We start from the raw sequence: 25463 nt of genomic DNA, 5'->3' as shown, positions 1-25463 counted from the left end.
CGCACCCGCCGGCGGGACAGCCGCCGGCCGGGCCGCCGCCCGCGTCCGGGGAGCGCCCGGGCGCGGGCGGACGGGTTCACCGGTTGGACGCGATGAAATACACCACGACCCCGATCAACGCGAGAACTTCGCTCAGCACGAACGTCGAATACCCGAGCGTCTGCAGTTTCCCGCGCGCTTCCGGCTGGCGCGCGGTACCGTTGATGACGGCGGCGAAGATCAGGCCGACGCCGATTCCGGGGCCGATCGCGCCCAGGCCGTATCCGATGGCAGCGAGGCCGGGGTTGATGTTGACGGCCTGGGCCAGAACTGTGTCACTCATGGACATTCCCCTTCACATCGGTCCACGCGCACGCTCGCGTGGAACAGCGGGCTCGTGCGTCACACCGGACATGGAACAGGGCTGAGAGAAGGCTCGGAAACCGGAAGAGTTCGTCGGATCGAGGCAGATCTCGCCGGCCGGGCGGGATTGTCGGTCATCGAGTGGTCCGATCACCAGCAGGATATCACGGGAAATCGGAACCCGCCGCCGGAGGAATCGGAGCGGACGACCGTCCCGCGATCCGCAGTGTCCATTGTGGCCGACCCGGGCCGGCCTGAGCGCCGGAGCCGCCCGGCCGCGCGTGCACGCAGTGTGATCACGACATCACCGGCCCAGTGAGTGCGGTCCGCTCGAATCACGACCGGACGCCGCCCCGGCGAGAAGGCAGCCGCGAGGCGAAGGCGGGCCACTAACCCGGTTACCACAGACACGGCCCGCGCGTGCCTTGTTTCGAAAATCCGGGTACGCCGTTCACCAACCCCGGAGGCAGATCCCGGACAAACCCGGACGGGCCCCGAAACCGCCAATTTTATTAGGGCAGCGGAAACGCGAATGATCTTTGCGTTTCCATTGCGGAGGACCTGCCGCCCCGGCCGCGGCCCGCCTCCGGCACCCGGCTCCCCGGCGGCCCGGACCGCCCGCCCCCACGCGGACGACCGCACGGTCAGCGCGGGTTTCCCGCTGTAATGGCCCCCTTGCCGTTCGTGCAAGCGGCAGGCCGTCACGACCGCTCACGAGAGCCCCTACCAGCGAAGATCACCCGCGCCCGGCGGAGTGCTGCCACCACCATTAATGGTGGTGCTAACACCACCATCCCCATGGGTGTCCGAATACATCCAGAGCCAAACTGTCCACGAAGTGATACTACTGACGAGTTGGGCCTTTCACTGGTCCGAACGGAGGTACCTAAGCCACCGGCCCTCTGCCACTATCTTGCGCAAAATACATCTTCGGATGGTCCGACCATGAGCAGCGGGCTGCCCGAATCTGGGGGTCGATCAAAGTGGAAATCGAACTACTAGGCACCATGGAAATAAGATCGAATGGGAGAATTTACTCGATACGAGCGAAGAAAGTCCGGACCCTGCTGGCGATGATGGCTCTGTCACCGGGCCGGCCGGTGTCCTACGAGCAGCTGGCGGACGAGCTGTGGGGCCCGCGGTCACTTGCCAACTCCCGCAACGCTCTGCAAGCAAATATCGCACGGCTGCGGCGGCTTTTCAAGCCGATCACCGACGCCACCGGGGAGGAGATCGTCCGGACCACCTACAGCGGCTACCAGCTGGAGGTGCCCGCCGAAGCGATCGACTCGCACCGGTTCCTCGAGCTCGCGCGGCGCGGCACGTCCCTGGTCGCCTCCGCACCCCAGGAGGCCACCGGCATCCTGCGGGAAGCGCTCGTGCAGTGGCGGGGGCCGGCACTGATGGACGTCCAGGAGGGGGTGCGCTGCCGGGCCGCGGCCACGCACCTGAACGAGCGACGGCTGGCCGTTCAGGAAGACCTGATCGCCGCGCGGCTGGCGGTGGGTCAGCAGCACGAGATCGTGCACGAACTGCGGCAGCTGGCCACCGAGAACCCGGGCCGGGAGCGGCTCAGCGAACTGCTGATGCTCGCCCTCTACCGCACGGGCCAGCAAAGCGAGGCACTGTCGGTGTTCCACCACACCAGCAAGTGGCTCGGCAGTGAGCTCGGCCTTTCGCCCGGCCGCGCGCTGCGGCAGCTCTACCAGGCCATCCTGGTCCAGGACTGCATGCTCGACTGAACACCAGCTCCTCTTTCCACAGCAGGGACGGCGATCATCGCCGTCCCTGCTGTCGTTTCCCTGTCACGGACACGGTCCGGGCTCATCCACTCTCCTTCCGTGATCGACGACCGTGATCATGGCGCACCCGGATGACGGACGGCTGACGGAACGCCGACCGCATCCTCGTCAGCGTTCGGTCAACGGGCGGTCATCTGCGCTGGCTAGTTTCCGGCGAGGCCGAAGTTCGTCCGAAAACGCCCACGGGAGCAGTCATGACAGCGGCAGTGTCCGAGCGCAGGGAACAGATCCGCGCGATCGTCCGCGAGCACCTCGAACTCGAAGACAGCGAGCTCTCCGAGACGAGCAACTTCATCGAGGACCACGAAGCCGACTCGCTCACGCTGATGGATGTCCTCGCCGCGCTGGAGAAGCAGTTCGGCGTCACGATCGACCAGGCGCAGTTCCGCCGGATGACCGACCTGAACAGCGCCTACGACGTCGTCGCGGAATCCGCCGGCTGGTAGGGGAAATCCGATGAGCGAACAGTCCACCGCACCCGGCAGGCGGGTGGTGATCACCGGTTGCGGGGTGGTTTCCAGCCTGGGCACGGGCATCGACGAGTTCACGGCCGCGCTGCGCGCCGGGCGCAGCAACGTCCGGCCGATCAGCGTGTTCGACACGACCGGGTTCGAGCACAACAACGGCTGCGAGGTCGTCGGCTTCGAGCCGGAACGCTGGATCCGGAACGTCGACATCGAAACGCTCGGCCGCGCGAGCCGGTTCTCCACCGCCGCCGCCCGGCTGGCGGTGGCGGACTCCGGCATCGACCTCGACGTGCTCCGGGAGGCACGCTGCCTGCTGTCGGTCGGCACGACCGACGGCGAGTCGCACGAGCTCGACAGCATGGTCTCGCTGGAGATCGCGGCCGGGCCGGAGGCGATGAGCCCGCGGCTGGCCCGGCGCACGTCGGCCGGACGGCTCGCCACCTCGATCGCCCACGAGCTGCGGCTGTCCAATGTGGAGGTCGGCAGCATCGCGACGGCCTGCTCGGCGGGCAACTACGCGATCGGTCACTCGTTCGACGCGATCCGGCTCGGGGAAGCCGACTTCGCGTTGTGCGGTGGTGCGGACGCCGTCTGCCGCAAGACGTTCACCTCCTTCTACCGGCTGCGGAGCATCGCGCCGGACTACTGCCGCCCGTTCGACAAGAACCGGCTGGGCATCCTGACCGGCGAGGGGGCAGGCATCCTGATGCTGGAGAGCCTGGAGTCGGCCACCGCGCGCGGCGCCCGGATCTACGGCGAAGTGCTCGGCTACGGCCTCTCCTGCGACGCCCACCACCCGGTGGCCCCGCACCAGGGCGGCATCGCCCGGTGCATGGAGCTGGCGCTGGCCAACGCGGGTGTCAAGCCCGCCGAAGTCGACCTGATCTCCGCGCACGGCACCGGGACCCACGCCAACGACAAGACCGAAGCCGCGGCGATCCGCGAGCTGTTCGGTGACGACACCCCGCGCGTGGTCTCGATGAAGTCGATGCTCGGCCACTCGATGGGCGCGGCGAGTGCACTGGCCGCGATCGGCTGCTCGGTCGCCATCACCGAAGGGTTCATCCCGCCGACGATCAACCAAGTCGAGACCGACCCGGAGTGCGCGGTCGACTGCGTGCCCAACGTGGCGGTCGAAGCCGACCTGCGAATCGTGCAGAACAACGGCTGGGCCTTCGGCGGCAACAACTCGGTCGTGCTGATCGGCCGCTACGACGGACCGCGGGAGGCGGTGGCATGAGCACGGCAACCCCGGCCGCCCCGGTCATCTCGGCGTGGACGGCGATCTCGCCGTTCGGGCACGACCGCGGCTCCTTCGCCGACGGCGTCCGCACCCGGACGTCCCCGGTGTCCACAATAGATGAACAGCGCTGGGCGCGGGGACCGGCGGGAACGGCGGCCACCGTGCCCGGCTTCGAGCCGCGGGAGTTCCTCGGCACGAAGGGCACCCGGGCGATGAACCGGGTGAGCGGGCTGGCCGTCGCCGCGGCGAAGCACCTGCTCGCCGACATCGGCGTCGAGCCGGGCGACGAGCGCGACGACATCGGGTTCGTGCTGGGCACCACGACCGGCAGCGTGCAGAGCATGATGGACCTCACCCGCGCCTCGCTGACCGGCGACAAGCCCGACCACGTCGAACCGGCCGCGGTACCCGGCTGCGTGATGAACTGCGCCGCCGGGCAGGCCGCGATCTGGCACGGGCTCAAGGGCCCGAACGCGACGATCGCCGCGGGCCGGACCACCGGGCCGCACGCGCTGAACTACGCACGGCGGCTGCTGCGGACCGGCCGGGCCACCCGGGTGCTCTGCGGTGCCGCCGAGGAGTACTCCCCCGCCCGCGCCTGGGTCGAGCACCACCGCCGCGGCGGGGGCGACCCGGTCGTCATCGGCGAGGGCTGCGCGATGTTCCTGCTCGAACCCGCGGAGCTGCGGCCGCCCGGCCGCCGGGTGCTGGGCACCCTGGAAGGGTTCGAATCCCGGGTGTGCCTCGACGGCGATCTCGCCGGGACGGTCACCGTCGCGGTGCGGAAGCTGCTCGCCTCCGCCGGGGTCACGCCCGATCAGGTGTGGGCCGCGACCGGCAGCGGCTTCACCGACGCCGGCGGGCAGCCGGTCGAGACGGTGGCGCTGCGGGGGCTCTTCGGCGACCCGGCCGTCGACCGGGTGCCGTCGGCGGACCTGCTCGGGGACACGGCTTCGGCGAGCGCGATGTTCCAGCTCGCCGCCGTCCTGAGCGTCGCCGAGTCCGCCGAGCGGGCCGGTGCCGACCACACGGTCGTCACCACCTGCGACGACGACGGCTCGGTGGCGTGCACGCTGCTGCGGCTCGGCGACCCGGCATGAGCGCCCCCAAGGTCGCGCTGGTCAGCGGCGGCTCGCGCGGCATCGGCCGCGCGGTCGTGCTGAGCCTCGCCGAGAGCGGCCACGACATCGCCTTCTGCTACCGCTCGGACGAACAGTCCGCCGACGTGCTCGTCAAGGAGGTGCACGACCTCGGGCGGCGGGCGGTCGCGACGAAGGTCGACGTCACCGACCGGGAAGCGACCGGCGAGTGGGTGGCCGCCACGGCCGCCGGCCTCGGCGTCCCGGACACCGTGGTGACGTCGGCAGGCATCACCCGCGACGGCGCGTTCGTGACGATGACCGAGGACCGCTGGACGGACGTGCTGCGGACCAACCTCGACGGCGTCTACAACGTGTGCCAGCCCGCCGTGTTCCTCATGCTCAAGCAGCGCCGGGGCAGCGTCGTCACGCTGTCCTCGGTGTCCGGGGTGTACGGCAACCCGACGCAGGTCAACTACTCGGCGTCCAAGAGTGGCGTGATCGGCTTCGCCAAGGCGCTGGCCAAGGAGGTCGGCCGGTTCGGCATCCGGGTCAACGCCGTCGCGCCCGGCCTGATCGAGACCGACATGACCGCCCAGATGACGGACAAGGCGCGCGAGAAGCTGCGCGCGGCCATCCCGCTGGGCCGGTTCGGCACCGCCGGAGAGGTCGCCGACCTGGTGGCCTACCTGGCGTCCGACCGCGCCGCCTACATCACCGGAAGCGTATTCGAGATCGACGGCGGCCTGGTCGTCTGAGGGGGAGATCCACAGTGGACACCGATAGCCCGAACTTCATCGCGCGGCTGAAGACCGCGGCGCTCGGCTCGGCCGAACACCCGTTCGTCTTCCTCGGCAACTTCGAAGTCGAACAGCTGTGGGCGGCCGACGAGCTCGGCCTGCCGCGGGTGTCCGCGGCGGGCAGCACCGCGGTGGTCAACAGCATGGACGAGTTCGCGCTGCTGCTGGGCGGCAAGGGCGACCACGTCGTGCTGAAGCACGCGCCCGACCCGGACTACCACCGCTACCTGCTCGACCTCGGCTTCGAGCTACCGGAGGTCCACGTCGTCGCGACGCCGGACCCGGCGCGCAACGTCAGCCAGGACGCCCTGGCCGATCCCGCGCTCGTCGCGGCGCTCACCGAGCTGGCCACCGACGGCGCGCACCTGCTGCCGCACGGCGCTTCGGCCGTCGAGGAGGAGCTGGCGGCCCGCACGGGCGTGCCGCTCGCCACCCCGCCCGCCGCGCTGTGCAAGGCCGTCAACAGCAAGGTCTACAGCAGGCAGCTGGCCGACGAGCTCGGCCTGCGGCAGCCGCCCGGCTGGGTCTGCGACACACCCGAACAGCTGGCCGAAGCCGTGCCGGAGGCGGCCAAGGTGCTCGTCGAGGGCGGCACGGTCGTGGTGAAGGAGGCGTTCGGCGTGTCGGGGAAGGGCATCGCCGTCGTGACCAGCGAGCAGCGGCTGCTGCGCCTGCAGCGGATGATCGAACGGTCCGCGGAGAAGGCGGGCCGCGACCGGATCGCGCTGGTGACCGAGACCTGGGTCGAGAAGCGCGCCGACCTGAACTACCAGTTCACCGTGGGCCGGGACGGCTCGGTGCGGTTCGACTTCGTCAAGGAGGCGATCACCGAAAACGGCGTCCACAAGGGACACCGGATGCCGCCGCGCCTCGACCGGACCCAGCACGCCGTGATCCGGCACGCGGCGGACGCGCTCGGCGCCCGGCTCGCGCAGGACGGCTACTACGGCGTCGTCGGCGTCGACGCGCTGGTCGAGCCGGACGGCGGGATCTTCCCGGTGCTGGAGATCAACGCCCGCAACAACATGTCGACCTACCAGGTGCCGCTGCAGGAGCGGTTCGTGCCCGAGGGCGCGGTCGCGATGGCGCGGCACTACCCGGTGCGCCTGGCCGCTCCCCTGCCCTTCGCGCGGCTGCGGCCGGCGCTCGGGGATCTGCTGTTCGCCGGGTCCGGGAGCGGGCTGCTCGTCAACAACTTCGCGACGGTCAACGCGGGTGCCGGGGTCGCCGCCGCGGGCGAAGCGTTCGCCGGCCGCCTCTACGGCGTGCTCATCGGCCCGTCGGCGGAGACGCTCGACGAGCTGGACCGCCGGATCACCGACCGCCTCGCCACCCTCACCGCCGAATGACCACCAGTCTCAGGAGACCGCCAGCATGAGCAGCAGCACGTCCGTCCCGGAGTTCGCCGTGATCTCCGGGACGCAGGTCAACGACGTCCTCAGTGGACAGGAGAAGCTCGTCATCGACCTGATCGAGTCGGCCTACCGCCTCCACGGCGACGGCGACACGGTCAACCCGCCGTCGTACTTCCTGCGGTTCCCGGACCGGCCGTCCTCGCGGATCATCGCGCTGCCGGCGTCGGTCGGCGGGGACATCGCGGTCGACGGGCTGAAGTGGATCTCGAGCTTCCCGGAGAACGTGGCGAGCGGGTTGCCGCGGGCCTCGGCGATCCTCGTCCTCAACGACCGGCGGACCGGTTATCCGCTGGCCTGCCTGGAAAGCTCCATCATCAGCGCCACCCGGACCGCCGCGTCGGCCGCGCTCGCCGCCGACTGGCTGACCCGCGACCGCGCCCGGCCCGCCCGGCTCGGCATCGTCGGCACCGGCCTGATCGCCCGGTACATCCACACCTACCTGGCCGCCGGGGGCTGGGACTTCGACGACGTCGGTGTGTTCGACCTGAGCACCGCGCACGCCGAAGGGTTCCGCGGCTACCTGAGCGCGGCCGGGCAGCCGTCGGTCACCGTGCACGAGTCCGCCGAGGACCTGATCCGCGCGAGCGACCTGGTCGTGTTCGCGACCGTCGCCGGGGAGCCGCACGTCCACGACCCGGCGTGGTTCGACCACAACCCGCTGGTGCTGCACGTCTCGCTGCGCGACCTCTCGCCCGAGGTGATCCTGGCCTCGACCAACGTCGTCGACGACGTCGAGCACTGCCTGAAGGCGAACACTTCGGTGCACCTGGCCGAGCAGCGGACCGGCGACCGGGACTTCCTGTCCGGGACGCTGTACGACGTGATGACCGGGAAGGCGTCGCTGCCGAAGGACCGGCCGCTGGTCTTCTCGCCGTTCGGGCTCGGGGTGCTCGACCTCGCCGTCGGCAAGCACGTCTACGACCAGCTGCACGCGGCGGGCGACCTGCGGACCGTGCCGGAGTTCTTCTTCGAACTCGACCGGTACGGCAAGCGGTGAGCGGGAGCTTCGCGTGCCGATAATCACCGCCCCTCAGGACTTCAACACCGACGACCTGTTCGTCGACCTGCGCCGGTTCGCGGGCCGGCCGCTGTACCTCAAGTGCGAAGGCTTCAACTTCGCCGGGTCGATCAAGATCAAGGCCGCCCGCTCGATGGTCGCCGCGGCCGAGCGCCGCGGCGACCTGCGGCCCGGCTCGACGCTCGTGGAGAGCTCGTCCGGCAACCTCGGCGTCGCGCTGAGCCTCGTCGCCGCCAGCTCCGGCTACCGGTTCGTCTGCGTCACCGACTCGCGGTGCACGCTCGGGGCCCGGCAGCTGATGGAGACGCTCGGCGCCGAGGTCCGCATCGTCACCGAGCCGCACCCGGAGCACGGCCTGCTGGGCGCGCGCATCGAGCTGGTGCGGCGGCTGTGCGCCGAGCACGGCCACGTCTGGCTCAACCAGTACGAAAACGCCGGGAACTGGCGTGCCCACTACGAGACCACCGGCCCGCAGATCGCCGGCGCCTTCCCCGACGCGGACGTCGTCTTCATCGGGGCGGGCACCACCGGAACGCTCATGGGGTGCGCCCGGTACCTGCGCGAACACCGGCCGGGCACCCGCGTGGTCGCGATCGACACGGTCGGTTCGGTCACCTTCGGCACGCCGCCTGCCCGCCGGATGATCCCCGGGCTGGGCACCGGGATCCGGCCGCCGATGCTCGACACCTCCTACGTCGACGACGTCCTCCACGTGGAAGAAGCCGACACCGTGCGCACCTGCCGGGCCCTCACCAGGGAGGGGTTCTGCTTCGGCGGCTCCACCGGGACCGTCGTGAGCGGCGCGCTGAGCTGGCTGGCGCGGCACGACGACGTCGGCACGGCCGTCGCGATCGCGCCCGACCTCGGCGACCGCTACCTCGACACCGTCTACCACGACCAGTGGGTGGCCGACCTCTACGGCGAGGAGCTGCTCGAGGAAGACGTGAGGGCTCGCCGGGTCGGTGCGCTGTGATCCACCACACACGGCCTAGCACCACCGCGGATCCGGGACTCACACCCCGTGAACGAACGGTCACGGTTCACTAGACTCGAACACAGGCGCGGGGGGAAACCGACCGGGAGCGCGCCACGCCGATCGGGTCTAGGGGGACGATCGTGAAGCCTTCACTGGCCGTCCGCGCGTCCTGCTGGTCCGCCGGCCACGCCGGGGTGGTCATCGGCCTCTGGCTGGTTTTCGTGGCACTGGCGCAGCTGCCGGGTCTCACCGGCGGGCACCGGCTGGGCGACGGTTCGCTCTCCGACCCCGACGTGGCGGCGAACTGGTGGCCGGTGGTGGCCGCGCCCGTCGCGGTGCTGATGAGCGTGCCGTTCTCCCGGCTGCTGCTGCTCGTGTCCGCGCTGTTCATCAGCGTCGTCACCGCGGCGTCGGCGGCGATGCTCGACACCGTCTCCGAGTCGGTCACGATGTCACCGCGCACCGGCGACGCCGCGTTGCTGGTCGTCATCACGGTTTCGGTCCAGCACCTGCTGTTCGCCTTCTGCCGGCGGCGGGAGGCACTGGCCGGCGGCAACGACGCGACGCGGGCCGCGCGGATCGTCGCCGGCACGGCGGGCAACGCCGCCCTCGTCTCCGGCAGCGGGGTGGCCGCGGCACTGGCCGCGGTGGCCGTCGCCGGCGCGGCGGAGCTGCTGCCGCTGGCCACCGCGGTGCTCGTCGCGGTGCTGGTGGCGACGGTCGCCACGCTGAGCCTGCTGCCCGCTCTCAACGATCGCGTGCTCACCTCGTCGAAGGAGCTCCCGCCGCAGCCGCCCGCGCGGCTGAAGGTCGGCGACCTGCCCCGGTTCACCCGGACCACGGCGGTCGCGGCCGGCGTGCTCACCCTCGGCGCCGCCGCGGTCTACGGGGCGTTGCGCGTGTTCGCCCCCGGCTGCCCCGGCTGCCGTCCCTTGGCCGCCGACCTCGACGTCGGCGGGGTGACGACGCTGCTGGTGGTGCTCGGCCTGGCCACGCTCGTCGCCTACCGGCGGCCGGTGGTGGCGCTGGCGACGTTCCTGCTGAACGGCCTCGCCGTGCTCGCCGGGCTGGGCATGCTGGCCCTGCTCGCCGACCCGCTGCCCGGCTGGGCGCCGATGGTGCTGGTGGTCGTGCTGCTCGTGCCGGCCAACCACCTGCAGGTCTACCTGCTGCACCGGCTGCGGAGCGAAACCCTGGCCGGCATGTCCCGCCGCAACACGGTGGCACACGCGTGCCGCCGGGCCTGGTCGGCATCCGGCGGCGCGCTGCTGGTGACGGTGGCGATGTGGCTGGTCTGGGGCCTGACGGAAAGCGGGGACGTCCGCGAGTTCGCCCTGGCGACCGCGGTGGTCCTGGTCGCCGACACCCTGATCGTCCGGTTCCTCCTGCTCCCGCGCCTGGCGGTGCTCGGAGGCCGGACGAACTGGTGGCGGGTCAGGGGCCCGAAGAACGCCGGCTGACACGAGTTTCCGGTCCCCGGCCCGCCGGTTCCGGCTCGCGCTCGCGCGAAGCCGCTGCCGGAAGTCCGGCAGCGGCAACCACTTCCGGTCCGGGGCGGGTCAGGTGCCCGAAGGGCGCCCGGTGAGGTCGAGGAACACTTCGTCGAGCGTCGGGCGTCGCAGGGCGAAGTCCGTGTACTCCACGCCGGCGTCGCGCAGGGCGGCGGCCGCGGCCGCGACACCCCCGGCGGTGTCGGCCAGCTCGACCGAGATGCTCCGCTTGCGTTCGTCGACGGTCACCGGCGAACCCGAAACACCGGACAGCGCCGAAACCGCGGGCTGGAGCCACTTCTGCTCGGTGACGGCGACCTCGAGCCGCTCCGCGCCGATCTTGCGCTTCAGCTCGTCCGCCGTTCCCTCGGCGATCACGCGGCCGTGGTCGATCACCACGATGTGGTCGGCGAGGTAGTCCGCCTCCTCGAGGTACTGCGTGGTGAGCAGGACCGTGACACCCTCGTCGACCAGGCCGCGCACGATCCCCCACAGCGTGCTGCGGCTCGCCGGGTCGAGGCCGGTCGTCGGCTCGTCGAGGAACAGCACCGACGGGCGGCCGATCAGGCAGGTCGCCAGGTCCAGCCGCCGCCGCATGCCGCCCGAGTACGTGCCGACCGCGCGGTCGGCCGCGTCGGTCAGGTCGAACCTCTCCAGCAGCTCGGTGGCCCGCTCGCGGGCGCCGCGGCGGCCGAGGTGCAGCAGCGTGCCGAGCAGCTGGAGGTTCTGGCGCCCGGTGAGCAGCTCGTCGACCGCGGCGTACTGGCCGACCAGGCCGATCCGGCGCTGCACCTCCTTCGCCTGCGTGGCCACGTCGAACCCGGCGACCCGGGCGGTGCCGCCGTCCGGGCGCAGCAGCGTCGCGAGGATCCGGACCGTGGTGGTCTTGCCGGCGCCGTTGGGGCCGAGCAGGCCCAGCACCGAGCCCGCGGGCACCCGCAGGTCGACGCCGCCCAGCGCCTGGTGGTCGCCGAACCCCTTGCGCAGCCCGGTGACTTCGATGGCCGCTTCGCGGTCGAGCGCGTCGCTCGCCATCAGACGGCGTCCCGCAGGCTCTTCGGGCGCAGGTCCGTCCAGGTCGCCTCGACGTGGGCGATCGCGTCGGCGCGGGAACTCTCGCCGAGTGCGATGTCCCACCCCGGCGGCACCGCGGCGAACACCGGCCAGATGCTGCGTTCTTCCTCGGCGTTGACCAGGACGAGGAACCGGCCGTTCTCGTCGTCGAATGGACTCGTCACTTCACATCTCCGTGTGTCTCGGGGCGGCTTGTGTCATGGTGTTCGGCGGGGCTGACGGCGCGCTGACCGCCACCTGACTACGCGATGGTGCGGTACTTGCGGAAGCTCAGGAAGCCGGTCAGCGCCAGCGTGAGGACGAGGGTGATCGCCACGACCACGCCGGGGTGCTGGGCCGGGAAGCCGGTCTCGTCGACCGGCGTGCCCCACATCCGGCGGACCGCCGTGGTCACCGAGCTGACCGGGTTCCACTCCGCCACCGGCCGCAGCCACGCCGGAAGGCGGTCGGTCGACATGAAGGCGTTGGAGAGGAACGAAAGGCCGAGCGTCGCCACCGCGCCGATGCCGTCGATCGCCTCGGGGTTGCGCAGGGACAGGCCGAGCAGGATGCCGACCCAGATCATCGCGTAGAGGAACACGACGAGCAGGGCGAGCCCGCCCAGCAGCGGCAGGAACCCGGTGTGCACCCGGCCGCCGACCAGCAGGCCGGAGGCCACCGTGATGGCGAGGGCGATCAGGCCGACCACGAAGTCGCCGAGCGAGTGTCCGATCAGGACGGCGGGCCGGACGATCGGCAGCGAGCGGAACCGGTCGGTCAGGCCGCCGTTGAGGTCGGTGGCCACGGCGATCGCGGTGGGCGCGATGCCGGCCAGGCCGACCTGCATCAGCGCGGCGGGGAACAGGAACTCCGGGTAGCTGCCGCTGCCCGGCACGATCACCGCGTCCTTGAACACGTACCCGATCGCCAGCATGGTGATCAGCGGGTTCAGCGTGACCGCGAGCAGACGGGCGGGCACGTTGCGCAGGTGGGTGAGCCGGCGCCCGGCGAGCGCCAGCACCTCCACCACGGCGTCGGAAACCCGCCCGGTCCGCGCCGGGGCAATCACAGTCATTCGTCCTCCTCGGAAGAGCCGTCCAGAGCGGCGGCGACGATCCGGCCGATGGCGGCCTGGGCTTGCGGGTGCATCATGAATTCGTGCCCGCAGCCGATGCGGTGCGGTTCGACCGCGCCGTCGACGTACGGTGCCCAGCGGCCGGGCCGCTCGGCGAGGTCGGCTTCGGAGCGCCCCTCGGCCGCCAGGAACAGCAGCAGCCGGCCCGAGAAGCGGGCGGGCTCGTACCGGACGGCGAGCTCACCGTTGTTGCTCATCACGTCGAGCACGCGGGTCATCCGCTCCTCGCCGATCCCGGCCAGCCGTGACCCGCCGCGGCGCAGGACGTCGATGACGGCGGCCGGGGACAGCTCGGCGTCCTCGTCGGCGTCGTGACCGAGGTGTTCGAGGAAGCTGACGAGCAGCTCCTGCCGGGTGGGCGGGGCCTGGCCAGCGGCCTCGACCGGGAAGCTGTCCAGCACGCACAGCGTTTCCACCCGCTCGCCCGCTTCCTGCAGCTGCACGGCGATTTCGTGCGCCAGCAGCCCGCCGAACGACCAGCCGAGCAGGTGGTACGGGCCCGACGGCTGGATCGCGCGGATCCGGGCGGCGTACTCCTCGGCGACGTCCTCGACGCTGACCGGCAGCTCGCCGCCCGAGCCGATGTTCGGCGACTGCAGCCCGTACATCGGGCGGCCGGGGTCGAGGTACTGGACGAGCCCGAGGTAGGGCAGGCTCAGGCCGAGTCCCGCGTGCACGCAGAACAGCGGCGCCCGGTCGCCGTCGGGCCGGATCGGCAGCACCGGGGCGAACGGGTCGAGCACGTCGCCGCCGCCGCCGCCGGTGCCGGCCACGGCGGCCAGGCGCTCGACCGTCCCGTGCGTGAGGACGTCCGCGACGGTGAGCCGCAGGCCGGCGTTGCGGGCCAGCGCGACCAGCCGGACGGACAGCAGGCTGTTGCCGCCCAGTGCGAAGAAGTCCGCGTCGGCGTCGACCTCGGGCAGGTCGAGCGCCTCGGCGAACGCCAGCCGCAGGACCTCCTCGGCCGGGGTGCCGGTCTTCCGTTCGGGTGCGGGCAGCTTCGCGTGGTCGAGGCCGCCGTCCGCCGTCAGCGGGATGGCCTCGAGTTCGACGATCGCCGACGGGACCGCGAAGTCCGGCAGTTCCCGGGCGAGGTGGTCACGCAGGTCCTCACCGCGGCCGACGACACAGGCGACGAGCTGGTCGTCGCGGACCACGACCTCGGCCGCGGTGACGCCGGGGTGCCGCAGCAGCGCGGCCTCGACCTCGACGGGCCGGACGGCGAACCCGCGGACCCGCACGGCTCCGGCCGCCGGCTCCAGGCGCCCGTCGAGCCGGCGGCGGACCACGTCGCCGGTGCGGACCATGCGGGCGCCCGGGGTGAAGGGGTCGGCGACGAAATGCGCGGCGGTGCGGCCGGGTTGTCCCGCGTAGCCGCGGGCGAGGGCCGGTCCGGCGAGCCAGAGCTCGCCGTGTGCGCCCGGCGGGACGGGCCGGAGGGTTTCGTCGAGGACGTACGCACGGGCGGGGTGGGGCAGGGTGCCGGGTTCGGCCGGGCCGGTGAGGGTCCGGTAGTGGGTGTGGACTTCGGCGCCGGCGCGGTGGAGCCGCTCGGTGAGCGGGGTGGCGAGGGGTTCGCCGGTGACGATCAGCCGCACGCCGGCCAGTGCCGGTTCGTGGCCGGCCACGAGCGCCCGGACCTGGTGGGAGGTGGCGAGGAGGACGGCGGGCAGCTCGCCTTCGAGGAGCCGGGCCAGTGCGGCGGCATCACCGGTTTCGGATTCGACGAGGTGCACCGAGCCGCCGGCCGCCAGCGCGGCGAGGGTGGCGGTGGTCGCCTCGGGCAGGTCGGGGACGATCACCCGGCTGCCGTCGGGAATGGAACCGCGAAGGGCGGCAACGGTTTCGGCAAGCGCGCGGCGGGAGAGCACCGTGCCGTCGGGCAGGTGGGCGGCCGCGTGCGCGGGAGACACCGGTCCGGCGGTGGCGTCGCCTTCGACGACAGTCACCTCCGGCTGCGTGGCGGGGCCGGCCAGCCGGTACGCGGCTCCCGCTTCGAGTGCCGCCAGGACCTGGACCACGCGGTCCGCCGGTGCGGCCGTCGCGATCGAGACCGTCCACTCCGGACCGGCCCCGCGCGCCTTCAGCTTGCGGGCCTCCGCGGTCACCTTGCGGCGCAGCTGGGCGTGGCTGAGCCGGCCGCCGTCCCAGATCAGGGCCGGTCCGCGGCCGGTTGACAGCTCCGGCAGCTCCGGCAGCTCCGCCGGCTCCGCGGTCCGGGCCACGGACACCGCCGCCTCGCCCGGTGCCAGCTCGATTCCGCTCAACGGCAGTTCCGGGTCTTCCGCGACCACCGACAGCAACCGGCCCAGCCGGGTGGCGAGCAGCTCCGCCGTCTCCGGGGTGAACAGGTCCGCGCAGTACTCGATGCTGCCCTCCAAGCCCCCCTCCCCCGGCCGCTCGCCCAGCTGGAACGTCAGGTCGAACTTGAACTTCGCGCCGGTCGCCGGGAGGATCTCCGGCCGCACCGACAGGTCGCCGATCGTGAAGCGCGGGTCCGGGACTTCGTAGTACGACAGCATCACCTGGAACAGCGGCTGCCGCGCCAGCGACCGCGCCGGGCGGGCCAGCTCCAGCAGGAGCTCGAACGGCAGGTCCTGGTGCGCGTACGCCTCGAGGTCGGTGTCGCGCACCCGGCCGACCAGCTCGGCGAACGTCGGGTTGCGGCCGGTGTCGGTGCGCAGCACCAGCGTGTTCACGAAGAACCCGACCAGGTCGTTCGTCACCTCCTCCGACCGGCCCGCGACGAGGCTGCCCAGCGGGATGTCCGTGCCCGCGCCGTGCTTGGTCAGCAGCGCGGCCACCGCCGCCTGGAGCACCATGAAGACGCTCGCGCCGGACCGGCGGGCCAGCGCCGTCAGTGCCTTGTGGACGGACGGCGGAACCTCGAAGCCGACCGAGCCGCCGCGGAAGGCGGTCGCGGCCCGGCGCGGGAAGTCCGCGGGCAGCCGCAGTTCTTCGGGAAGGCCGTCGAGCGCGTCGCGCCAGTACTGCCACGGCCGGTCCACCGCCTGGCGGTCGTCGAGCAGTTCGCGCTGCCAGACCGCGTAGTCGGCGTACTGCGCGGGCAGCTCCGCCCAGCCGGGCGCGGCACCCCGCGCCCGGGCGTCGTAGGCCGTCGCCAGGTCGCGCGCCAGGACGTCCACCGACCAGCCGTCGCCCGCGATGTGGTGGAGGACGAGCAGCAGCACGTGCTCGTCGCCGGCGCGGTAGAGGGTGGCCCGCAGCGGGCGGTCGGTGGCGAGGTCGAACGCGCGGGCGGCGGCTTCGGTGAGGGCCGCGGTGAGCTCGTCCTCGGCGACCGTCGCGGTGGCGAGCGGCGAATCCGGGGCAGGCGGCAGAATCCGCTGGTACGGGACCCCGTCGACGTCCGGGAAGACGGTCCGCAGGATCTCGTGCCGCTCGACGACGTCGCCGAGCGCGGCCGCCAGGGCCACCGGGTCCAGCGCGCCGCCGAGCCGGACGGCCAGCGGGATGTTGTACCCGGCGCTTTCCAGCCGGTTCAGGAACCACATCCGGGTCTGCGCGTGGGACAGCGGGATCCGCTCCGGCCGGTCGAGCTTCCGGAACCCGGCGCCCGCCTGGCCCGCGGAGACGAGCCGCCCGGCGAGCCGGCTGACCGTCCGCGCCTCGAACAGGTCGCGAATGGACAGTTCGGCGGCCAGCGCGGACCGGACCCGGCTCACGACCGAGTTCGCCAGCAGGGAGTGCCCGCCGATGACGAAGAAGTCGTCGTCGATGCCGACCTCCGGGACGCCGAGGACGTCGGCCCAGATCTCGCACAACGTCGCTTCGACCGGGGTGCGCGGCCCGCGGGCGGCGACGCCGCCCTGCTGGTCCGGCGCGGGCAGCGCCTTGCGGTCGATCTTGCCGTGCGCGGTCAGCGGGAAGCGGTCGAGGACGACGTAGGCACCCGGGACCATGTACGCCGGCAGCTGCGCGGTCAGGTGTTCACGCAGTTCGTCGGCGGTGGCGGTGCCGGTGACGTAGGCGACGAGCCGCCGGTCGTTGCCGGTGCCGTGCACGGTGACGACCGCCTCCCCGACACCCGCGTGCGCGGCGAGGCCGGCTTCGATCTCGCCGAGCTCGATGCGGTGACCGCGGATCTTGACCTGGAAGTCCCTGCGTTCCACGAACTCCAGCTGCCCGTCCGGGCGCATCCGGACCCGGTCGCCGGTGCGGTACATCCGCGTTCCCGGCTCGCCGAAGGGATCGGCGACGAACACCGCCGACGTCCGCGCCGGATCGCCCACATAGCCGCGGCCGACCACCAGGCCACCGACGAACAGCTCGCCGATCGCCCCCGCGGGCACCGGACGCAGCTCGTCACCCAGCACGTAGAGCCGGGAATTCCGCACCGCACGGCCGATCGGCACCACGTCGACACCCGACCGGATCACCGCGTGCGTCACGTCGTCCGAGCACTCGGTCGGGCCGTAGGCGTTCACCAACGGCACGTCCGGGAACCGGGCGAACCACCGCGCGCACAGGTCCGGCGGCAGCGCCTCCCCCGTCACCACGAGCCAGCGCAACCCCGAAACGTCGGGCTGCTCGGCCAGGTCCCAGGAATCCAAGGCCGCCCGCAACAGCGACGGCACGACCTCCAGCACCGAAACACCCTCGGAACGGATCAGGCCGAACAACGCGTCCGGATCCGCCGCGACCGAACGGGAAACCACCCGCACCCGGCCACCGACCAGCAACGGCGCCAGCATCTGCCACACCGAAACATCGAACGTCACCGGCGCGTTCTGCACCACCACGTCCGACGACGCCAAGCCCAAGTCCTCCACCTTCGCCAGCAGGTGGTTCACCATCCCCCGACGGTGCACCATCGCACCCTTCGGACGGCCCGTCGAACCCGACGTGAAAATCACGTACCCGAGGTCCAGACCGGCGTCACCGGCCGCGACGGGCGCCCACTCGGAGTCTTCGGCGTCGTCCAGGACCACGATCTCGGTGCCGCCGCCGGCGATCTCGGCCGCCAGGTCCGCGAAGCCGGCACCCACCACGACGGACGCGGCGCCGGAATCCACCAGCAGCCCGGCCAGCCGGGCCACCGGCAGCGTCGGGTCCAGGGGCACGTACGCCGACCCGGACCACAACACGCCCAGCACGGCCGTCACGAACCCGGCCCCGGGGTCGGCCAGGATCCCGACCACGCCCCCACCCAACCGGCGGGACAACGCACTCGCGCGGCCGGCCAGCGACGCGTAGCTCACCCACCCGTCACCGTCGGACACCGCGGGCGCTTCCGGGGCGGACCGCGCGAATTCGCGCACCCGCGCCACCACGTCGGCACCCACCGGACCGGTGGCGCCGGCGCCCCGCTCGAGTTCCTCCCGCGGCACCACGTCGATCGCACCGAGCGCCACCGAAGAATCGGCGATGGCGGTGCCGAGCAGGTGCCGGAACATCCCGGTGATCCGGGCGGCCCGCCCCGCGTCGAACGCCTCGGGCGCGTAGTCGAAGCGGAAGGCCAGTTCGGGGCCGGGGTTCACGACCAGGCTGAGCGGGTAGTGCCGGGAGTCCTCGGTGACCGCGTCGAGCACGCGGACGTCGCCGCCCAGCACGACCTCGGTCCGCTCGCCGTCGGCCGGCACGTTCTCGAAGACGATGGCGGTGTCGAACAGCTCACCGGTGCCGGCCAGGCCGGGGACGTCGTTCTGCACCTCGGCGAGCCCGACGTGCTGGTAGGCCGACATCCGGGCCTGCTGGTCGCGCAGGCGGACCAGCAGCTCGTCCAGGGTGCCCGCCGGGTCGAGATCGGCCCGGACCGGCACCGTGTTGATGAACATCCCGACCATGGTCTCCACGCCGGGCAGCTCGGCCGGGCGCCCGGAGGTGACCGAGCCGAACACGACGTCCCGCCGCCCGGTGAGCCTGCCGATCAGGATCGCCCAGCAGGCCTGCACGACGGTGTTCAGCGTGAGCTCGTGCCCGCGGGCCCAGGCCACCAGCTCGGCGGTCTCGTCGCGGGACAGCACCACCTCGGCCGACTCCGGCACCGCCTTCAGGTGGCCGTCGACCTCGGGGGCCACCTTCGTGGGCTCGGTGAGGCCGTCGAGGACTTCGCGCCACGCCTGGCGGGCTTCCCGCTCGTCCTGGCGGCCGAGCCAGGCGAGGTAGTTCCGGAACGGCGCCACCTCCGGCAGCGCGGCCGCCGGGCCCTGCGCGTACAGCGCGGCCAGCTCGCGGATGAGGATCGGCACCGACCAGCCGTCGGTGGCGATGTGGTGGGCGGTCCACAGGAAGCGGTGCCGCCCGGCCGCGACCTTGACCAGGGTGAACCGGACCAGCGGCGGGTGTGCGAGGTCGAACCGGCGTTCCCGGTCCTCGGCCGCCAGCCGGCCCAGCCGCTCCTCGCGCTCGGCCTCGGGCAGCGTGGAGACGTCGAGCTCGGTCCAGGGCAGGCCGACCTCGGCGGCGATCAGCTGCACGGCGTCGCCGCCGCGGCGGTGCCGGAAGTACGCGCGCAGGGTCGCGTACCGGCGCAGCAGCGCGGCGCACGCTTGGCGCAGTGCTTCGACGTCGAGCGGGCCGTCGAGGTCCGCGGTGGCCTGCACGGTGTAGACGTCGACGCCGTCCGGGTCGAACTCGGAGTGGAACAGCAAACCCTGCTGCAGCGCGGAAAGCGGCCAGGCGTCCTCGATGCGGCCGCCCTCGGGCACCAGCTCCCGCAGCTCCTCGCCGGTCAGCTCGACCAGCGGCCCGTCGGCCACGGCGACGGCTTCGGCGCCCGGCTCGCGAACGGAGACCTGCTCGGCGATCGCGGCCGGGGTCCGGCGCTCGAGGATGTCCCGCGGGGTGAGTTCGATGCCCGCCGTGCGGGCCCGGCCGGCGACCTGGATCGCGCTGATGCTGTCGCCGCCGAGGGCGAAGAAGTTGTCGTCGATGTACACCCGCGGCACCGAAAGCACCTCGGCGAGGATGTCGCAGACGACCGTTTCGACGGTGTTGCGGGGACGGCGTCCGACGACCTCGGCCCGGAAGTCCGGGGCGGGCAGCGCCGCACGGTCGACCTTGCCGTGCTCGGTGAGGGGCAGCTCGTCGAGCACGACCAGCGCCGAGGGCACCATGTAGTCCGGCAGCAGCTGCTGGGCGGTGCTGCGCACGGCACCGGCGTCGATCGGCTCGTCGGCGTCGACGCCGACGAGGTAGCCGGCGAGGCGTTTGCCGCCGTCGGCGTCGGTGAGCACCCGCACGACGGCGTCCAGGACGCCGGGCACGGATCGCAGCACGCTTTCGATCTCGCCGAGCTCGATGCGGTGACCGCGGATCTTGACCTGGAAGTCACGGCGTTCCACGAACTCCAGCTGCCCGTCGGGACGCATCCGGACCCGGTCGCCGGTGCGGTACATCCGCGTTCCGGCGCCACCGAACGGATCCGCCACGAACACCGCGGCCGTCCGCGCCGGGTCGCCCACGTAACCGCGGCCCACGACCAGGCCGCCGACGAACAGCTCGCCGATCGCCCCCGCGGGCACCGGACGCAGCTCGTCACCCAGCACGTACAGCCGCGAGTTCCGCACGGCATGGCCGATCGGGACCACGTCGACACCGGATCGGATCACCGCGTGCGTGACGTCGTCCGAGCACTCGGTCGGGCCGTAGGCGTTCACCAGCGGCACCTCGGGGAACCGCGCGGACCAGCGCGTGCACAGGTCCGGCGGCAGCGCTTCACCGGTCACGACCAGCCAGCGCAGTCCCGCCAGGTCCGGCTGCTGTTCGGCCAGGTCCCAGGAATCCAGCGCCGCCCGCAACAGCGACGGCACGACCTCCAGCACCGAGACACCCTCGGAACGGATCAGGCCGAACAACGCGTCCGGATCCGCCGCGACCGAACGGGAAACCACCCGCACCCGGCCACCGACCAGCAACGGCGCCAGCATCTGCCACACCGAAACATCGAACGTCACCGGCGCGTTCTGCACCACCACGTCCGACGACGCCAAGCCCAAGTCCTCCACCTTCGCCAGCAGGTGGTTCACCATCCCCCGACGGTGCACCATCGCACCCTTCGGACGACCCGTCGAACCCGACGTGAAAATCACGTACCCCAGATCCAGACCCGCATCGCCGCCGGGAACCGGCGCCCACTCGGAGTCCTCGGCGTCGTCCAGAACCACGATCCCGGTGTCACCACCGGCGATCTCGGCGGCCAGGTCCTCGAACCCGGGGCCCACCACCACGGCGTTCGCGCCCGCGTCGGCGAGCAGCCCGGCCAGGCGGGCCACCGGCATCCCGGCGTCCAGCGGCACGTAGGCGGCGCCCGACCACAGCACGCCGAGCACGGCCGTCACGAACCCGGCGCCGGGCTCGGCCAGCACACCGATCAGGCCACCGCCGGTCAGCCGGCGGGACAGCGCGCTCGCCCGGCCCGCCAGCGCGCCGTAGGAAACCCAGTCCCCGCCGTCGGCCACCGCCGGCGCGGCCGGCGAAGCGAGCGCGATGTCACGCACCCGTGTCACCACGTCGGCACCCACCGGACCGGTGGCACCGACGCCGGCGGCGAGCAGCTCACCGAGCTCGTCGGCCGACACGACGTCGACCGAGCCCAGCACCGCCGACGCGTCGGCCTCGGCGAGGCGGCCGACGAACCCGGCGAGCCGCTCGAGGTGCGCGGTGACGCCGTCGGCGTCGTAGAGGTCGGGGTTGCCGTTGAGGTGGATCTCGATGATGTCCTCGGTGACGTCGAGGACGGTCAGCGAAAGGTCGTTGGTGATCCCGGTCGACAGGTTCATCACGCGCGTGTGGCACTCGCCGAGCCGCAGCCCCGGCTCGGGCGGCAGCACGTTGACGAACGGGCCGCCGAACGGGCGCCGCTCGTCGCTGCGCACGCCGATGTCCCGGCGGATCTGGTTGACGTGGTAGCGCTGGTGCTTCAGGGTCGCGGCGAGCTCGCTCGAGGCCTGGGCCAGCAGCTGCGCGATCGACGTCTGCGGCTCGACGAGCATCCGCAGCGGCAGGTAGTTCGCGACCATGCCCGGGGTCGCCCGCGAGCGGACGCCCGCGCGCGCCGCGACCGGGACGGTCAGCAGCAGGTCCTTGATGCCCGAAAGCCGTTGCGTGTAGGCCGCCATCGCGGCGATGAAGAACGTCGGCAGCGTCACCTTCGCGCCCGCGGCCGCCTCGCGCACGGCCTTCGCCGTCTCCGGCGGCAGCACCATGGTGCGCCGCAGGAACCCGCGGGCCGGGGCGGGTTCCTTGCCGGACAGGCTGACCAGGTCGGGGGTGGTGTCGAAGTGCCGTCCCCAGAACTCCTTGTCCCGCAGCCGGTGCGGGGAGTCCTGGTAGGCGAGGTCGGCGTCGAGCAGCAGCCGGAACGGCGGCAGGGCGCTGCGCCCGGGGTCTTCCCCGTTCAGCAGCGCGTTGTAGAGCTCGCCCAGCCGGCGGTGGCAGATCGCGGCGCTGAAGCCGTCGCCGATGAGGTGGTGGGTGGTGAGGTACCAGAAGTGCCGCTGCGCCCCCACCTTGATCAGGGCACCGCGGAACAGCGGGAAGTCCGCCAACGAGAACGGGTGACGCATGTCCTCGTGCATCCAGTCGAGCGCGGCGGCCTCCGGGTCGGCCTCCCCGGACACGTCCGGGTAGCGGATCGGGAGCTCGTCCAGCGGCTCGATGAGCTGCCGCGGTTCACCCTCGACCTCGACGAACCGGGCCCGGAAGCACTCGGCTTCGTCGGCCAGCGCGCGCAGGGCGGTCCGGAACACCTCGACGTCCAGCGGGCCGGTGATGTCCAGGTAGTCCGCCATCGCGTAGGCGAGGCCGCCACCGGAGAGCTGTTCGTCGTACCAGACGTCGGTCTGTGCGGTGGACAGGGGCAGGAACGCGTCGACCGCGGTCATCAGGGCACCTCGAAGAGTGTTTTGGCGTACGGGGTTTCGTGTTCGGCGCCGTCGAGCAGCGCTTCGGGACCGTAGTTGTCCTTGACCCACTGGTCCTGGTAGATCGTGTCCAGGTAGCGGTCGCCGAGGTCGGGCGAGATCACCACCGCCGTGGCCGCGTCGTTGTCCTCCAGCCAGCCGAGCGCGCCCGCCAGCACCATGCCGGAGCCGCCGCCGAGCAGGAACCCGCTCAGCGCGAGCCGGCGGCACGCGCGGATCGCGGCCGCCTCGTCGACCCGCACCAGATCGTCCACGAGGGACATGTCGATGACCGGGAACCGCACGCTGGTGCGCACCGCCGTGCTGCGCCGCGCGGCCCGCGGCCCGGGACCGACGCACTCGACGGCCACGATCCGCACCTGCGGCCGGACCTGGCGCAGGTACCGGGCGCAGCCGGTCAGGGTGCCCGCCGAGCCCACCCCGACGAAGAGCACGTCGAGGTCCGGCACCGTGCGCAGGATGTCCGGGCCGGTCGACCGGAAGTGGGCCATCCAGTTGCCCGCGTTGACGTACTGGTCCAGCCAGGTGTAGCCGTCGTTCTCCGCGCACAGGCGGCGCACGAGCCGCAGACCGGCGGCCGGGTCGGGGGCGACCAGCACCTCGGTGCCGAGGTTCTGCATCAGCTGCCGGGTGAGCAGCGTGCTGCGCGGGTCGGTGACGCAGACGAACCGGTACCCGCGGCTGGCCGCGACCAGGCTGAGCGCCACGCCGAGGTTGCCCGACGACGTCTCGACGATGGTCGAGCCCGGCCGCAGCACGCCCGCGCGCTCGGCCAGCGTCACCATCTCCAGCGCCGGCTTCAGCTTGCTCGAACGCGCGAAGTTGAAGCCTTCGCACTTCATCAGCACCCGCCGGCCCACGATGTGTTCGAGGTCGACGTAGAGGTCCGTGACGTCGAACTCCTCCGGCCTCGTGATCACCCGCACGACGAACCTCCGGTCGGCGATTTCCCGGCGTGGGCGGGAAACGGCTCGGTGCGGCCGAGCTTCCCCGTGGTCAGGCCCTGGAAGACGGTGAGCTTCTGGATGTTTCCCGCGCCCTCCATGAACTCGACGCCGCGGGCGTCCCGGACCAGCTTGTCCAGCGCCGGGTGGTCCCAGCGGGCCCGCGGCCCGAAGAAGCCGCAGGCTTCGAGCGTGGCGTCTTCGGCCAGCCGGCACGCTTCGGCCTTGGCCGCCGAGGCGAGGTGGCCGCGGGAGCCGTCGGCGTCGACCTCGATCGCGGACAGCTGCACGAGGTGACGCACGCCCTCGATGCGGCGGCCCAGCTCCTCGAGCCGGTCGCGGCCGCCCCGGTCGAGCGGGCCGCGCTCGGCCAGCACGTAGTCGTGGGCGGCCGCGGCGATGCCGACCGCGATCGCGGCGACCCCCGGCCGCAGCCGGTTGAACGTCTGCACGCAGGCCCACATGCCCCGCCGGGCGGGCGAGCGGTCCCGGCCGAGCACGCGCTCGGCGGGCACCTCGACGCCGTCCAGCGTCAGCTCGCAGATCCGCGCGGCACGCAGGCCCAGCGACTCCAGCGGCTCGGCGTGGAAGCCCGGGTCCGCCGTGTCCACCAGGACCGCCGTCACGCCCAGCGGGCCCGGCCCGGTGCGGGCGAACACGACCCCGAGCGCGGCCCGGGCGGCGTTCCCGACGTACTTCTTGCGGCCGTCGAGGCGGTGCGTGCCGCCGTCCGGTGCCGAGAGCGCCGTCTCCAGCGCGGTGGCGTCGGAGCCCCGGTCGGGTTCGGTGAGCGCGAAGAACGTCCAGGTCGGCCGCTCGAGGAGCCGGCCGTAGAACCACTCCTTCTGCTCCCGGTCGGCCAGCACGTCGACGAGCACACCGGACATCGACGCACCCGGGCTGGCCAGCATCAGGCCGGCGTCGCCCCGGGCGAGCTCTTCGAGCACCACCGCCCGCTCGATCGCCGTCATGCCGTGGAAGCGGTGCTCCCCCAGGCGCAGGCCCGCGCCCCCGAACTCCTCGGGGACGAGCATGGTGGCCAGGCAGCGGACACCGGCCAGGTCCAGGTGCTCGCCGACGCGGTCCGGGTCGGTGTCGAGCCCGGCGCCCGCGGCGCGGAACTCCGCACCCCACTGCCGGGCCGCGTCCCGCAGGGTCACCAGGCGGTCGTCCAGCACGGTCGCCGTCACGCCGCGGCCTCCGGGGTGTAGGCCCCGGCGAGCAGCTCGGAGACGTCGGCGACCTCGCCCGCACCGCTGCGGACGTACCCCGCCGCGCCCAGCAGGCGCAGCAGGACCCGGTCGGTTTCGGTGAGCCGCCGGTGCAGGTAGGCCAACGCGGCCGGCGGCGGGCCCTGCTCGTGCGCGGTCAGGAACGCCCGCACCTCGAGCTGCCCGGTCAGCGCCTCGGCGACGGCACCCTGCACCATCTGGCGGCGCAGCAGGGTGGTGTCGCCGCTGCGCCGCCCGCCCAGGTAGGCGAGCCCGGTGTCGAGCAGGGCACCGGACAGGCCCAGCCGCAGCCACACCGCCCCGGTCGCCAGGACCGGATCGGGGTGGCCGGCGGGCCGGAGCGTCCGCACCAGGACGACCGGGCCGCCGGGCAGCTCCGCCGTCCGGACCACGAGCACGTCGCCGTCGCGGTCCGCCGGTCCGGCCGGCCGCACCGCGGCACCGCCGGTCCCGGCCGCTTCCGCCCCGGCAGGCAGGGCCGCGTGGAGCACGGCCAGTGCCGGGGCCATCCCTTCCGCCCGGGCGGTGTCGTGGCACCGCAGCCAGGTCGCCGTGATCGGCGGCGAGATCGTGGTCATCG

17 protein-coding genes are annotated in these 25463 nt (G+C 72.5%); 9 read left to right on the top strand and 8 right to left on the bottom strand.

What is annotated here, in order from left to right:
- Positions 1-76 precede the first annotated feature (76 nt).
- On the bottom strand, positions 77-322 hold the full coding sequence (locus tag ACWEGE_RS08520; protein ID WP_086849931.1) for an ATP synthase subunit c family protein: 246 nt from the start codon (positions 320-322) through the stop codon (positions 77-79).
- 1027 nt (positions 323-1349) lie between these two features.
- On the opposite strand from ACWEGE_RS08520, the gene ACWEGE_RS08515 reads away from it, so the two are divergent.
- The 9 genes from ACWEGE_RS08515 to ACWEGE_RS08475 all read left to right on the top strand — a co-directional run bounded on the left by ACWEGE_RS08515 (position 1350) and on the right by ACWEGE_RS08475 (position 10602).
- Positions 1350-2084 carry an AfsR/SARP family transcriptional regulator gene (locus tag ACWEGE_RS08515; RefSeq protein ID WP_449659872.1) on the top strand — a complete coding sequence of 245 codons (735 nt, stop codon included), beginning with the start codon at positions 1350-1352 and terminating at the stop codon, positions 2082-2084.
- Between the two features lie 254 nt (positions 2085-2338).
- On the top strand, positions 2339-2590 hold the full coding sequence (locus tag ACWEGE_RS08510) for an acyl carrier protein (RefSeq protein ID WP_449659794.1): 252 nt from the start codon (positions 2339-2341) through the stop codon (positions 2588-2590).
- Positions 2591-2600: 10 nt separating this feature from the next.
- Positions 2601-3851 (top strand): beta-ketoacyl-[acyl-carrier-protein] synthase family protein, encoded by a 1251-nt coding sequence (locus tag ACWEGE_RS08505; protein ID WP_449659793.1) that lies wholly within the window; start codon positions 2601-2603, stop codon positions 3849-3851.
- Positions 3848-4954 (top strand): beta-ketoacyl synthase N-terminal-like domain-containing protein, encoded by a 1107-nt coding sequence (locus tag ACWEGE_RS08500; RefSeq protein WP_449659792.1) that lies wholly within the window; start codon positions 3848-3850, stop codon positions 4952-4954. The genes ACWEGE_RS08505 and ACWEGE_RS08500 overlap by 4 nt, the downstream gene beginning before the upstream one ends.
- Entirely contained in the window at positions 4951-5691 is a 741-nt protein-coding gene (gene fabG / locus ACWEGE_RS08495; RefSeq protein WP_449659791.1) for a 3-oxoacyl-[acyl-carrier-protein] reductase, read from the top strand. The genes ACWEGE_RS08500 and fabG overlap by 4 nt, the downstream gene beginning before the upstream one ends.
- A gap of 14 nt (positions 5692-5705) precedes the next feature.
- Positions 5706-7082 (top strand): preATP grasp domain-containing protein, encoded by a 1377-nt coding sequence (locus tag ACWEGE_RS08490; protein ID WP_449659790.1) that lies wholly within the window; start codon positions 5706-5708, stop codon positions 7080-7082.
- A 25-nt stretch (positions 7083-7107) separates the two neighbouring features.
- A complete protein-coding gene (gene sbnB / locus ACWEGE_RS08485) occupies positions 7108-8145 on the top strand; it encodes a 2,3-diaminopropionate biosynthesis protein SbnB (RefSeq protein ID WP_449659789.1) in 1038 nt (345 codons plus the stop codon).
- A gap of 13 nt (positions 8146-8158) precedes the next feature.
- The gene (sbnA, locus tag ACWEGE_RS08480; RefSeq protein ID WP_449659788.1) at positions 8159-9139 is read left to right on the top strand and encodes a 2,3-diaminopropionate biosynthesis protein SbnA; all 981 of its coding nucleotides are present in this window, start codon (positions 8159-8161) and stop codon (positions 9137-9139) included.
- Positions 9140-9282: 143 nt separating this feature from the next.
- Positions 9283-10602, top strand: coding sequence for an MMPL family transporter (locus ACWEGE_RS08475; protein WP_449659787.1), 1320 nt, complete (start codon positions 9283-9285; stop codon positions 10600-10602).
- A gap of 99 nt (positions 10603-10701) precedes the next feature.
- Here the strand turns inward: ACWEGE_RS08475 and ACWEGE_RS08470 are convergent, their stop codons facing one another.
- From ACWEGE_RS08470 to ACWEGE_RS08440, 7 genes are all read right to left on the bottom strand, one after another.
- On the bottom strand, positions 10702-11667 hold the full coding sequence (locus ACWEGE_RS08470; protein WP_449659786.1) for an ATP-binding cassette domain-containing protein: 966 nt from the start codon (positions 11665-11667) through the stop codon (positions 10702-10704).
- Positions 11667-11870, bottom strand: coding sequence for an MbtH family protein (locus ACWEGE_RS08465; protein ID WP_449659785.1), 204 nt, complete (start codon positions 11868-11870; stop codon positions 11667-11669). Before ACWEGE_RS08465 ends, ACWEGE_RS08470 begins: the two co-directional genes overlap by 1 nt.
- Before the next feature lie 77 nt (positions 11871-11947).
- Positions 11948-12760: an ABC transporter permease gene (locus ACWEGE_RS08460; protein ID WP_449659784.1), complete on the bottom strand. Its 813-nt coding sequence runs from the start codon at positions 12758-12760 to the stop codon at positions 11948-11950.
- A complete protein-coding gene (locus tag ACWEGE_RS08455) occupies positions 12757-22668 on the bottom strand; it encodes an amino acid adenylation domain-containing protein (protein WP_449659783.1) in 9912 nt (3303 codons plus the stop codon). Before ACWEGE_RS08455 ends, ACWEGE_RS08460 begins: the two co-directional genes overlap by 4 nt.
- Positions 22668-23633: a pyridoxal-phosphate dependent enzyme gene (locus ACWEGE_RS08450; protein WP_449659782.1), complete on the bottom strand. Its 966-nt coding sequence runs from the start codon at positions 23631-23633 to the stop codon at positions 22668-22670. The genes ACWEGE_RS08455 and ACWEGE_RS08450 overlap by 1 nt, the downstream gene beginning before the upstream one ends.
- Positions 23624-24841: an acyl-CoA dehydrogenase family protein gene (locus tag ACWEGE_RS08445; protein ID WP_449659781.1), complete on the bottom strand. Its 1218-nt coding sequence runs from the start codon at positions 24839-24841 to the stop codon at positions 23624-23626. Before ACWEGE_RS08445 ends, ACWEGE_RS08450 begins: the two co-directional genes overlap by 10 nt.
- Complete coding sequence (locus ACWEGE_RS08440) at positions 24838-25461, bottom strand: DUF2786 domain-containing protein (RefSeq protein WP_449659780.1); 624 nt, start codon at positions 25459-25461, stop codon at positions 24838-24840. The genes ACWEGE_RS08445 and ACWEGE_RS08440 overlap by 4 nt, the downstream gene beginning before the upstream one ends.
- Positions 25462-25463: the final 2 nt, after the last annotated feature.

Source organism: Amycolatopsis sp. NPDC004747, assembly GCF_053601335.1.
This window is presented reverse-complemented; position numbering and strand designations above follow the sequence as displayed.